Below are 11785 nucleotides of genomic sequence, written 5' to 3' on the forward strand. Positions count from 1 at the left end.
TTGATGCAATCCGCTTGCAGGCGATTGCTCACACACGTTCGCAAGACTATATTCGGACCATTAACGGTCTGAGGACGCCATGCGCTACACGGAACAGGTCAAGCCGGTCAGCTATTTGAAGGCCAATGCGGCCGACGTGTTGCGTGGCCTCGCCGAGGGTGGGCCGCCGTTGGTGATTACCCAGAATGGCGAAGCGCGCGCGGTGCTGCAGGACGTGGCGAGCTATCAGGCCACGCAGGAGACCATGGCGCTGCTCAAGCTGCTGGCGCTCGGCACCCGCGATGTGGAGGCGGGACGTACCACGCCCGCGCGCGAGGCGATCGCGCGGCTGCGAAAGAGGCGAGGCACCCCGGCGGCATGAATGCTCGCTACACCGTCCACCTCACGGCGGGGGCGGAGACCGACCTTGCCGACATCCATGGCTGGATCGCAGTCAATCGCTCGCTCGACCAGGCCGATGCATTCCTCGACATCATGCTGGCCAGGGTCGAGAGCCTGGAGACCTTTCCGGAGCGGGGCAGCGTGCCGGGCGAGCTGGACGCGATCGGCGTACGCGAGTTTCGTCAGCTGGTCGAACCGCCCTATCGGCTGATCTACCGCCTGATCGTCGACCATGTCTTTGTCCTGCTCATCGCGGACGGGCGACGCGATTTCCAGGCGCTGCTGGAACGCCGGCTGCTCACCGCCTGAACGCGACGGTCAGCCGTGCGACCAGCCGAACTGGCCGGCGGCGATCGCGGCCTGGGTGCGATTGCGGACGTTGAGCTTGCGCATGACCGCGGTCATGTGGACCTTCACCGTCGCTTCCGCCATGCCGAGTTCATAGGCAATCTGCTTGTTGAGCAGGCCGGAATGAACGCAGCGCAGCACCTGCATCTGCGTGGGCGTCAGCCGGGGCGGCGTGGAAGCCTCCAAGCCGGGGCGGTCAACCTGCTGTGTCTGAGTTTCGGCCTGCATGCCATCCTCCCTGACGATCCGCTTTGCGAGGCATGGCCTCCAGATTCGTTAACGTTAACGTACGCGAACTTGTAGGACAGATTCAACCCCAAATCCGCGCGCGGCGGCACCGCCGGTCGTTTCGGCTGGCAGTTGAACGGCCGAGCGTGTAAATCTGTCCGATAGGTTGCCGCAATGGTCGCGGTGCACATACAGGGGAGGGGCATGGTGGCTGCCGCAGCCCGGGGGCCGGCACGGTGAACCAGCCCCGGCTTTCCGATCACGCCTATGCGGCGATCGTCGAACTCATCAAGGCGCAGGGACTGGAGGTCGGCGCGCGACTTCCCTCGGAAGCGCGTTTGGCGGAGATGTGTGGCGTCTCACGCGCCATCGTCCGCGAGGCATTGGTGCGCCTCGGCTCGGATGGGATCACCGAAGTGCGCCGGGGGGCGGGCTCGTTCGTGAAGGGGCGGCCTTCGGAGAGACTCGCCGCGTTCATGCCCCTGGCGGAGCTGCCGGCGACCCTCGGCAGCTATGAGGTGCGGTTCGTGCTCGAAACCGAAGCGGCCCGATTGGCGGCCCTGCGCCGCACCGGCGAGCAGATGGACGTGCTGGAAGCAGCCCTAGCCGATTTGCGCGCGGCCCTGCTTTCCAGTGCGCCCGCGCATGACGAGGATCGCGAGCTTCATCGCGCGATTGCGGATGCGACCGGCAATCTGGCGTTCCAGCAGGCGTTCGACGCGCTGTGGCCCGATGTGGAAAAGGTGATGCAGGCGGGCGTCGACATCTCGCGCTCGCGCTCGCCGGAGGTGGTCGCGGTCATGCTCCAGGAGCATGAGGTGATCGTCGAGTCGATCCGCGCACAGGATCCCGAGCGCGCCGCGCTGGCGATGCGCTGGCACCTGGGCGAGGGGCGGCGCAGGCTCATGCCCTGAGCGCGGGCGGCTCCAGGTGGGCCAGGACCCGGTCGCGCAGCACGTCGGGCGGTGCCTGAGCGGGAAGCGTGAGCACTCGCTCGGCGCGGGAGGGGCGTTCCAGCGTCGCCAGCTGGCTGTCGAGTAGGCTGGCCGGCATGAAGTGCCCCGCGCGCGCCGACATGCGGGCGATGAGCCGGTCGCGGTCCGCCTCCAGGAAGACGAACTGCACGTCTCCGGGGACGCCGGCGCGCAGCCGTTCCCGATAGACCAGCCGCAGCGCCGAGCAGGCAGCGACGGCGATGCCACAGGTGTCGATCGAGGCAGCGGCCGCAGCGGCCACCCGGTCGAGCCACGGCCAGCGATCCGCGTCGGTCAGCGGCGTGCCATCCCGCATCTTCATGACCGCTTCGGCCGAGTGGAAGGCATCGCCCTCGAGGAAGACGCAGCCGAGCGCTTCGGCAAGCAGCGCGCCGAGCGTCGACTTGCCGCAGCCGCTGACGCCCATCACGATCACGGCCTTGGGCGCGGGCGATCGTTCGGCAAGGCTGGGCATGGCAACGGGCTCCGGTGGCGAGGGCATCGTTGCTTCTGGAAGGCCGTGGCGATGCTGGAAACTACGACCTTGGTCGCAGATGCCCCCGTTCCCTCAGCAGGTTAGCCCATGCAATCAAGAACTAAGCTTAGCATGGGGATGGATATGCGCTGGACCTTGGCCGCTCTGCTCGCCGCGACTTCGCTCGCTACGCCCGCATGCGCGCAGCAGGCGTCGATCTTCCCAACCGCACCGGACGAGCCGCGCGCGGTGACGGTGAAGGCGAGGGGAGACGGCAGGGCGGATGACAGCGCCGCGCTGCAAAAGGCGCTCGACGATGCGCGGGACGCGACCCGGCACGGCATCGTCTTCCTGCCCTCCGGTCGCTATCGAATCAGCCGCACCCTGGTAGTGCCCGCCGGCGTTCGCATCTATGGCGTGGGGCCGACCCGACCGACGATCCTGCTTGGTGCCCGAACGCCCGGCTTCCAGCAGGGTGTCTCGACGATGATCGTGTTCGGCGGCGACGACCAGTACGCCGTCGGCAAGGTGCCGGTACCGGTCCCGACGGTGGTGCCGCGCGACAAGATCGTCCGCGACGCCAATTCGGGCACCTTCTATTCGTCGATGAGCAATGTCGACATCGAGATCGCCGAGGGCAATCCGGGTGCGGCCGGGGTGCGCTTCCGCATGGCGCAGCATGCGTTCCTCAGCCACATGGAGTTGCGCCTCGGGAGCGCGTTCGCCGGCGTCTACCAGGCTGGCAACGTGATAGAGAAGGTGGCGTTCAAGGGCGGTCGCTATGGCATCGTCACCGAGAAGACCTCGCCCGCCTGGCAGTTCACGCTGATCGATTCCACCTTCGACGGTCAGCGCGAGGCGGCGATCCGCGAGCATGAGGTGGACCTGACCCTGGTCAACGTCGCCATTCGCGACACGCCGGTGGGGATCGAGATCGACCGGGGCTATTCGGATTCGCTCTGGGGCAAGGACGTGCGGTTCGAGCGCGTGTCGAAGGCCGGCGTGGTGATCTCGAACGAGGCGAGCGCCTTTACCCAGATCGGCTTCGACAATGCGGTCGCGATCGACACCCCGATGTTCGCGCGCTTCCGCGACAGCGGCAAGACGGTGGCGGGGAAGGGGAGGGCGTACCGCGTCGGCGCCTTCTCCTATGGGTTGAAGGTCCCGAAGCTCGGCGAGATGGGCAAAACCGACCTGCAGGCGGAGATCCAGCCGCTGGCGAGCGTGCCCGCGCCTCCCGCCCCGGCGGTGCGCGCGCTGCCGGCGATGGCCGCGTGGGTGAATGTCCGCACGCTCGGCGTGAAGGGTGACGGCACCACCGACGACACCGCCGCGCTGCAAAAGGCGATCGACGGCAACCGGGTACTCTATCTGCCCACCGGCTTCTACAAGGTGACCGACCGGCTGAAGCTGCGCCCCGAGACGGTGCTGATCGGCCTGCACCCGGCGATCACCCAGCTTTATATCCCCGACGGCAACCCCGCGCACGCCGGCCTGGGCAGCGTGCTGCCGATCCTCGAGACGCCGCAGGGTGGGGACAACATCCTCTCCGGCCTCGGCCTGTTCACCGGCCGGGTGAATCCACGCGCCTCGGCGGTGCTGTGGCGATCGGGCGCGAACAGCCTGATGCAGGACGTCAAGATCATGGGCGGCGGCGGCACGCCCACCGCCGACGGCAAGCCGCTCGGCGCCCAGCAGGCGCGCAGCGGCGATCCGGTGGCAGACGGCCGCTGGGATGCGCAATATCCGAGCATCTGGGTGACCGACAATGGCGGCGGCACCTTCACCGACGTGTGGAGCCCCAACACCTTCGCGCAGGCCGGCTTTTATGTCACCAACACCAGCACGCCGGGGCATGTCTACGAAATGTCGGTCGAGCATCACGTCCGCAACGAGTTCGTGCTGGATAACGTGGCGAACTGGGAGTTCCTCGCGCCGCAGACCGAGCAGGAGGTGGGCGACGGCCCCGACGCGGTCTCGCTCGAGATCCGCAACTCACGCAACCTGCTGTTCGCCAATTACCACGGCTACCGCGTCACCCGCAGCTACCATCCGGCGCGGAGCGCGGTGCGGCTGTTCAACTCGTCGGACATCCGCTTCCGCAACGTGCATGTGAACGCCGAGAGCGGCTTTGCGGCGTGCGACGACGAGGGCTGCGGCACGTTTCTGCGCGTCAGCAAATATCCGTTCGACAATGCGATCGAGGACGTGACCGGCAAGCGCCTGGTCCGCGAGCGCGAATTCGCGCGGCTCGATATCGGCGCGGCCGAACGGCAGGTGGCGGAGAAGCCCGCTTCGGCCAACGTCGAGAAGCTGGAAGACGGCTTCTACTCGATCTCCGGCGCGACGGTGGACGCGCAGGGGCGCCTCTACTTCATCGATCGTCGCTTTCAGCGAATCCAGCGCTGGACCGAGGCCAAGGGGCTGGAGATCATCCGCGACCATGCGCTCGATCCGGTGAACCTCGCCCTCGACGGCTCGGGTCATCTGCTGGTGCTGTCGTCGCTAGGGCCCAAGGGTGCGGTTTATTCGATCGATCCCGACGGCCCGCGCGACCAGCTGACCCGCATCGACCCGACGCCGGTCGGCGCAGGCACGGCTGCGAACACGCTGCTGCCGGTCAACTGGTGGGCGAACGGCGAATTTCGCGACCAGCTGAACCAGCAGACCTATCAGTTCACCACCATGGCCGAGCTGTTCGCCAAGGAAGCGGGCGAGCCCAAGGCGCAGCAATATGTCTCGCCCGATGGCAGTGTTGCGCTGCCGGCCTTCCGGGTGTGGCAGCAGGGGCCGACCGACCATGTCGGCTGGCGCTGGTCGCACGCGCTCAACGCCAATGGCCTGGTCGGCGGCAAGCCGGGCGAGCGGCTGTTCGTGACCAACGGGTCGGAAAACGTCACCTATACCGGCACGGTCGGGCCGTCGGGCACGCTCACCAACCTCAAGCCCTTCGCCAACCGCGGCGGCGAGAGCGTCGCGGTGGCGCCGGACGGGCGCGTCTATGTCGCGAACGGGCAGGTGTTCGTCTACGGCGCCGACGGCAGGGAAGTCGGTCGGATCGACGTGCCCGAGCGCCCGCTCCAGATCCTGTTCGGCGGCAAGGACAAGCGAACCCTGTTCATCCTCACCCACCACACGCTGTACGCCGCCCGTCCCTGAGCGCGCGGGGCCGTCTACCACCTATGTCGTAGGTGTCGGCGGCCCCCCGCAGGACTAGCGTCACAACAGTATCGCCACGGGTCGGACAACGGCCGGGAAACATTGGAGGGGTTCGTCGCATGAAAGCCATTCTCACATCGCAGCTGCGCCTTTGCGGGGCGAGCCTGATCGCGCTGGCGGTTGTCGGCGCGGCCGGTGCGGCGCAGGCCCAGACGACCACCGGCTCGGTGCCGACCGCCGTCCCGCAGGCCGATGCGGCCGCGCAGGCGGAGCAGAGCGACCAGATCATCGTCACCGGCTCGCGCATCGTCGCCAGCGGCTTCACCGCGCCGACGCCCACCACCGTGATCGGCGAGGAGCAGATCGCCGCCAACGCGCAGCCGAACCTGTTCAACACCATCGCCCAGCTGCCGTCGCTGCAGGGCTCGACCGGCTCCTCGACCGGCACGTTCAGCACCTCGAGCGGCACGCAGGGCCTCAGCTCCTTCTCGCTGCGCGGCCTCCAGCCGATCCGCACGCTGACGCTGCTCGACGGTCAGCGCGTCGCCGCCGCCAATGTCAGCGGCGTGCCCGACATCAGCCTGTTTCCGCAGCTGCTGGTCAAGCGCGTCGACGTGGTCAATGGCGGCGCCTCGGCCACCTATGGCTCGGACGCCGTCGGCGGCGTGGTGAACTTCATCACCGACACCCGCTTCACCGGCTTCAAGGCCAATGTGCAGGGCGGCATCACCACCTATGGCGACAACAAGCAGATCCTGGCGCAGGGCGCCTGGGGCAAATCGCTGCTGGATGACAAGCTGCACCTGATCGTCAGCGGCGAATATGCGCATGACGGCGGCGTCGGCCCGGGCGATTTCGGCACCGACCTCGCGCGCAGCCGCAACTGGTACAAGGCGACGACGCTGCTCAACACCAACGTGACGAGCGGCGGGGCCCCCCAGTTCGTCTACAGCGACTATGCCCAGCCCTATCAATATGCGCGCTACGGCCTGATCAACAACGGCCCGCTCCAGGGCATCGCCTTCGACGCGAGCGGCAACCCGTACAACTTCCAGTACGGCTCGAACGGCCAGCCGCTCGGCAACGGGCGGGTGAGCAACTGCTATCCGGGCAACGGCTTCTGCGTCGGCGGTGACCTCAGCGGTGCGCCGGGCTCGGGTGCGTCGCTCGTATCGAAGCTGCAACGTGTCGTCGGCTATACCCGGATCGGCTATGACTTCGCGCCGAACAACGAGTTCTACGGCACGCTCAACATCGGCCAGGTCAAGACCAACAACCAGCCGAGCCCGGGCTATAACCGCCCCAACCTGACCGTGCAGTGCGCCAATCCCTATCTGCCGCAGCTGGTGCGCGATCGGTGCGCGACGTCGGGGATCACCTCGTTCAACTTCGGCACCAGCAACGGGGCCTTCCCCGATCCGCAGGTCTATACCGATCGCCGCCAGTATCGCGGCGTGCTCGGCGCCAAGGGCCGATTCACCGCCGCCGGCGGCGAGTGGAACTACGACGCCTATTACGAACATGGCGTGACCATCGCGGACATCAACGTCCATGATATCGTGCTGCAGAACCGCTATGTCGCGGCGACCAACGCGATCGCGCTGAACGGCGCGATCGTCTGCGCCGATCCGGTAGCGCGCGCGGCGGGGTGCCAGCCGATCAACGTCTTTGGCGGCTTCGCGCCTTCGGCTTCGGCGCTTGCCTATGTCACGCCGGCGAACGGCCCGTTCCAGCATACCAAGCTGACCCAGGACGTGGTGAGCGCCAATATCTCGGGCAACCTGGTCGACCTGTGGGCCGGGCCACTCAGCCTGGCGATCGGCGGCGAATATCGCCGGGAATTCTACCGGGTGAACGCCGATCCGTACGGCGCGGGTGCCACCAGCCCGAACAGCGCCGCCTACCCGGTCGATCCGCTGCTCAACCAGACGCTCGGCAGCAACTGGGCCGCGGGCAACTACAAGAACGGCAGCGGCAAGTACAATGTCTACGAGTTCTCCGCGGAAACGAACCTGCCGCTGCTCGACAGCGAGAGCCTGGGCCGCGCGAACCTGAATGCCGCCGCGCGCTACACCCACTACAGCACGTCGGGCTCGGTCTGGGCCTGGAAGGTGGGCGGTACCTGGGCAACGCCGATCGACGGCATCCGCCTGCGCGCGGTCACCTCGCGCGACGTGCGCGCGCCGAACCTGTCCGAACTGTTCGCCGCGCCGACGGTGACCACGCTGCCGAACTTCGCCAATCCCTTCCCGCCCGGCGGCGCGGTCCAGGCGTTCCAGAACACGGTGGGCAACCCCGCGCTGAAGCCCGAGATCGCCCGCAACACCGAAGTCGGCATCACCCTCGCCAACCCGCACTGGCTGCCGGGCCTCAGCCTTTCGTTCGACTATTACACGATCAAGCTGAAGGGCGTCGTCTCGACATTGTCGGCCGACCAGATCGTCCGCTTCTGCTTCGAAGGCAACCAGGCCTTCTGCGGCGGTTTCGTGCTCAACAGCCCGGTGCAGGGCGGCAATTTCATCAATGTCCAGCCGTTCAATCTGGCAAGCTGGAAGACCAGCGGCTTCGACATCGAGGCGAGCTATCGCTGGCAGCGCCCGCTGGGCCTGCCGGGTAATTTCACGGTGCGCGCGCTTGGCACGCATGTGAACGAATTCCTGGTCCGCGCCGGCATTGTCGGCGTCGATCCGGTGGACAATGCCGGCGCCAACACCGGCGCCACGCCGGACTGGAAGTGGCTGGCGATCCAGACCTACGATACCGACAAGTTCAGCCTGCTGGTGCAGGAGCGCTGGTTCTCCGACGGCGTGTTCGGCAACCAATATGTTGTCTGCCAGTCCGGTTGCCCGGCCTCAACGACCAATCACCCCACGATCGACCGCAACTTCATGCCTGGCGCTTTCTATGTGGACGTCGGCGGCTCCTACAAGGTGACGCGCGGGCTGGAGGGCTATTTCAAGGTCGACAACCTGTTCAACGTGGACCCTGCGCCGTCGCCGCAGACCAATACCGGCCTCGACGTGAATCCGGCGCTCTACGACACGATCGGCCGTACCTATCGCATCGGCGTCCGCCTCAACTTCTGACCCGCTCGTCCCCCCGACGACCCCTGGTCCCGGCCGCAAGGCCGGGACCTTTGTTTTCCTGGGGAAACCCGAAAGGCCGCGGGCGTTGAGGGCGGGTGCGCGCTGCTGCGCCCCGACCAACGGAGACGAGCATGACCGAAGCCATCACCGAAGCCACCAAGACCGTGTCGAACGGCAAGACCGCCCTTACCGACGATATTCGCGCCCATTTCTCCGGTGACGGTCCGATCACCGAAAAGGCCAAGAGCTTCGCCAAGGCGCGGCCCTGGACCAGTGCTGCCTTTGTCGGCATCGCCGCGCTGGCGGTGCTGAACGGCCTGCGCGGCGTTCGCCCGTAACCGTCTGGCAATGGGTGCGCCGGCGTGTCGTCGGCGTACCCATTGCGTCCTGCAGTAATTCGCACACTGGCAATCGTTCGCCAGCAGGGTTATATACCGGTCGTTATGAAAACCGCTGCCTGCACTGTTGCCAAGGGTCGCCCTCGTGAGTTCGATGTCGAAGAGGCATTGGCCGCGGCGCTCCGCATCTTCTGGACCAAGGGCTATGAAGGCGCATCGCTGACCGATCTGACCGAGGCGATGGGGGTTACCCGCCCAAGCCTCTACGCGGCGTTCGGCAACAAGGAATCCTTGTTCTGCAAGGCGCTGGAGCTCTACGAGCGCGAGAAGCTCTGCTATATCGGCCGGGCGCTCGACGCGCCGACGGCGCGCGGCGTGGCCGAAGCGCTGCTGCGCGGTGCGCTGGAGCGACAGCGCGACAGCAGCGATCCCAAGGGCTGCATGGGCGTGATCAACTCGGTCGCCTGTGGCGCCGAAGCCGAGTCGATCCGCGAGGAAGTGCTGAAGCGCGGCGAATCCGCCAAGCGCGCGATCGTCGCCCGGTTCGAGCGCGCCAAGGCCGAGGGTGATCTTCCCGACCATGTCGATCCGGAAGGTCTGACCGGCTATCTCATCGCACTGCTCCAGGGCATTGCGCTGCAAGGCGGCGCGGGCGCGACCTGTGCCGATCTCGAGCGGCTCGTCCAGACCAGCCTTTCCATGTGGCCGGCCCGCTAAATCGTTTCGGGCGCACGCAAAACGCCCTTGCGAATAAAAATACCGGCCGGTATGAAAAGGCTGTTGACGCACCGCAACGCGACTTATATACCGACTGGTATAGAAAGTGACCCGCCGCCGAAAAGGCCAAGGGTCCGCGACGGAGACGCGGTCATGCGCAAGCTTGCACGCAAGAAACGGGGTGAGCCTTAGGCTCGAACCTTTCATAGGAACGTAACGACGCGGGTCTCCTTCGGGAGAGGCCGAGCCGGGCGAGGGCATCGTCACGGACGGTTCCGCACATCCACGGAACATCATGCCGGCATCCGCGAGCGAAGGCGTTTCGCGGGAAGGGCGGAGCCTTGCTCGCCGCCGGTGGAACGACAGGGAGAAGCATCATGGCATATCTCGATCTCGCCGAAATGGCCGGCAACGCCGCGGCACTTCCCGCTTTTCTCGCCACCCCGCGCGAGGAGACCAAGCTGAGCGCGCTCGAATGGCAGGTGGTCGCGATCGCCCAGCGCGATCGGCTGTCCTCGCTGGATGCCCCCAGCCGCCTCTCGATCGCGCTGGGCGTGATCTTCGGCGGCGAGCGCGGCAATCCGCGACTGGCCGATCCCAAGCTCGAGGCGCTGCGCCGCATGGCCGTCCTTTCCTGGCATCGCGGGTTCCGCGTCGCCCAGTCCGAAATCCAGCGCTTCTTCGAGGCCGGCTATACGCCCGGCCAGCTCGAGACGCTGCTCACCAGCATCAGCCGCGGCCGCGCGGCGCTGAATCAGGGGAATCGTCATGAACATGCATACGCCCATTGAGGGCGAAACGGGGGTCCTTCGTACCCCCAAGCGCTTGCGCACCTGGCAGAAAGCCGCCCTGGTCGTCGTACCGGTAGGCGTGGTTGCCGCCGGCTTCGGCCTGAGCGGGCGCAACGCGCCTGCCGTGGCCGCGCCGGCCGCACCCGTTGTCACCGTCGCCACGCCGCTTTCGCGCGAAGTCAACGAGTGGGACGAATATGTCGGCCGCTTCGAGGCGAGCCGCTCCGTCGAGGTGCGGCCGCGCGTGTCGGGCGCGGTCACCGCGATCCACTTCAAGGACGGCATGGTCGTGAAGCAGGGCCAGCTCCTCTTCACCATCGATCCGCGTCCGTTCGCCGCCGCGCTCGCCGAAGCCAGAGCGGGTGTGGCGAGCGCCCAGAGCGATCTGGCGCTGGCCCGCTCCGACCTCGATCGCGCGCAGCGGCTGGTCAGCGTCGAAGCGGTGTCGAAGAGCGACGTCGAGCGCCTCCAGGCCCGCGTCCGCGCATCGACGGCGGCGGTTGCGGCGGCGGAAGCACGTGTCCGTGCCCGTGCGCTCGACGTGGAGTTCACCCAGGTGCGCGCGCCGATCTCCGGCCGCATCTCCGATCGCCGCGTCGATCCGGGCAACCTGGTCGCCGCCGGCGAAGGGCAGGGGGGCACGTTGCTCACCACGATCAACGCGCTCGATCCGATCTATTTCACCTTCGACGGCTCGGAGGCCTTGTTCCTCAAGGCCAAGCGCGCGGCGGGGTCGGCGGCAAGTCCCGTGGAGATCCGGCTGCAGGACGAGGGCGACTATCGCTGGAAGGGCCAGATCGACTTCACCGACAACGGGCTTGACCCCAAGTCGGGCACGATCCGCGGCCGCGCGGTGCTGTCCAACAAGGACATGTTCCTCACGCCGGGCATGTTCGGCAACATGCGCCTCGCCGCCGGCGGCAAGGCGCAGGCGCTGCTGGTGCCCGATGCCGCGATCCAGACCGACCAGGCGCGCAAGCTGGTGTTCACCGTCAACGCCGACGGCACCGTGGTACCCAAGCCCGTGGTGCTCGGCCCGGTCGTCGACGGTCTCCGCATCGTCCGCTCCGGGCTGGCGCCGCAGGACAAGGTGGTGATCGCCGGCACGCAGTTCGCGCAGCCCGGCGGCAAGGTGCAGCCCCGCGCCGGCACCATTGCCCCTGCCGCCGCCTCCGACGCGCCGATCGTTTCCGCTCCGGTCACGGGCCAGGCCACCTTCGCCCACTGACCGAACTGCCGCCGGGGCCCACCCCACCAACCCGGCGGCAGGCAGTTTCCCGTGTGCCCC

The 11785-nt window shown here is 67.2% G+C and carries 11 protein-coding genes and 1 pseudogene; 9 read left to right on the plus strand and 3 right to left on the minus strand.

Features of this window, described 5'->3' with window-relative positions:
- Positions 1-79: 79 nt before the first annotated feature.
- On the plus strand, positions 80-361 hold the full coding sequence (locus SPI01S_RS17840) for a type II toxin-antitoxin system Phd/YefM family antitoxin (RefSeq protein ID WP_066725800.1): 282 nt from the start codon (positions 80-82) through the stop codon (positions 359-361).
- Positions 358-690: a type II toxin-antitoxin system RelE/ParE family toxin gene (locus SPI01S_RS17845; RefSeq protein ID WP_066725803.1), complete on the plus strand. Its 333-nt coding sequence runs from the start codon at positions 358-360 to the stop codon at positions 688-690. The genes SPI01S_RS17840 and SPI01S_RS17845 overlap by 4 nt, the downstream gene beginning before the upstream one ends.
- Positions 691-699: 9 nt before the next feature.
- On the opposite strand, the gene SPI01S_RS17850 is transcribed toward SPI01S_RS17845, so the two are convergent.
- Positions 700-957 carry a response regulator transcription factor gene (locus SPI01S_RS17850; protein WP_066725806.1) on the minus strand — a complete coding sequence of 86 codons (258 nt, stop codon included), beginning with the start codon at positions 955-957 and terminating at the stop codon, positions 700-702.
- A gap of 236 nt (positions 958-1193) precedes the next feature.
- Here SPI01S_RS17850 and SPI01S_RS17855 point away from each other — a divergent pair, with 236 nt between their 5' ends.
- Positions 1194-1871 carry a FadR/GntR family transcriptional regulator gene (locus SPI01S_RS17855; protein ID WP_066725809.1) on the plus strand — a complete coding sequence of 226 codons (678 nt, stop codon included), beginning with the start codon at positions 1194-1196 and terminating at the stop codon, positions 1869-1871.
- On the opposite strand, the gene SPI01S_RS17860 is transcribed toward SPI01S_RS17855, so the two are convergent.
- Positions 1861-2406 carry a gluconokinase gene (locus tag SPI01S_RS17860; RefSeq protein ID WP_066725812.1) on the minus strand — a complete coding sequence of 182 codons (546 nt, stop codon included), beginning with the start codon at positions 2404-2406 and terminating at the stop codon, positions 1861-1863. The two genes, SPI01S_RS17855 and SPI01S_RS17860, sit on opposite strands and share 11 nt — an antisense overlap.
- 138 nt (positions 2407-2544) lie before the next feature.
- Between SPI01S_RS17860 and SPI01S_RS17865 the strand changes: the two genes are divergently transcribed.
- Both SPI01S_RS17865 and SPI01S_RS17870 read left to right on the plus strand, forming a co-directional pair.
- Entirely contained in the window at positions 2545-5565 is a 3021-nt protein-coding gene (locus SPI01S_RS17865) for a glycosyl hydrolase family 28-related protein (protein ID WP_066725815.1), read from the plus strand.
- Positions 5566-5684: 119 nt separating this feature from the next.
- Positions 5685-8525: pseudogene (locus tag SPI01S_RS17870) on the plus strand (TonB-dependent receptor plug domain-containing protein); the annotation flags it as partial.
- Here the strand turns inward: SPI01S_RS17870 and SPI01S_RS23395 are convergent.
- Positions 8418-8771 carry a PH domain-containing protein gene (locus tag SPI01S_RS23395; protein ID WP_373278326.1) on the minus strand — a complete coding sequence of 118 codons (354 nt, stop codon included), beginning with the start codon at positions 8769-8771 and terminating at the stop codon, positions 8418-8420. The pseudogene SPI01S_RS17870 and the gene SPI01S_RS23395 overlap by 108 nt on opposite strands.
- Before the next feature lie 11 nt (positions 8772-8782).
- On the opposite strand from SPI01S_RS23395, the gene SPI01S_RS17875 reads away from it, so the two are divergent.
- The 4 genes from SPI01S_RS17875 (at position 8783) to SPI01S_RS17890 (ending at position 11725) form a co-directional block, all read left to right on the plus strand.
- Positions 8783-8989 (plus strand): hypothetical protein, encoded by a 207-nt coding sequence (locus SPI01S_RS17875; RefSeq protein WP_245653647.1) that lies wholly within the window; start codon positions 8783-8785, stop codon positions 8987-8989.
- A 105-nt stretch (positions 8990-9094) separates the two neighbouring features.
- Positions 9095-9706 (plus strand): TetR/AcrR family transcriptional regulator, encoded by a 612-nt coding sequence (locus tag SPI01S_RS17880; protein WP_066725822.1) that lies wholly within the window; start codon positions 9095-9097, stop codon positions 9704-9706.
- Positions 9707-10083: 377 nt separating this feature from the next.
- Positions 10084-10497 (plus strand): hypothetical protein, encoded by a 414-nt coding sequence (locus SPI01S_RS17885; RefSeq protein WP_066725825.1) that lies wholly within the window; start codon positions 10084-10086, stop codon positions 10495-10497.
- On the plus strand, positions 10475-11725 hold the full coding sequence (locus SPI01S_RS17890) for an efflux RND transporter periplasmic adaptor subunit (protein WP_066725828.1): 1251 nt from the start codon (positions 10475-10477) through the stop codon (positions 11723-11725). Before SPI01S_RS17885 ends, SPI01S_RS17890 begins: the two co-directional genes overlap by 23 nt.
- Positions 11726-11785 lie beyond the last annotated feature (60 nt).

Origin of the sequence: Sphingomonas pituitosa NBRC 102491 (assembly GCF_001598435.1) — a bacterium.
GTDB classification, from domain to species: Bacteria; Pseudomonadota; Alphaproteobacteria; order Sphingomonadales; family Sphingomonadaceae; genus Sphingomonas; species Sphingomonas pituitosa.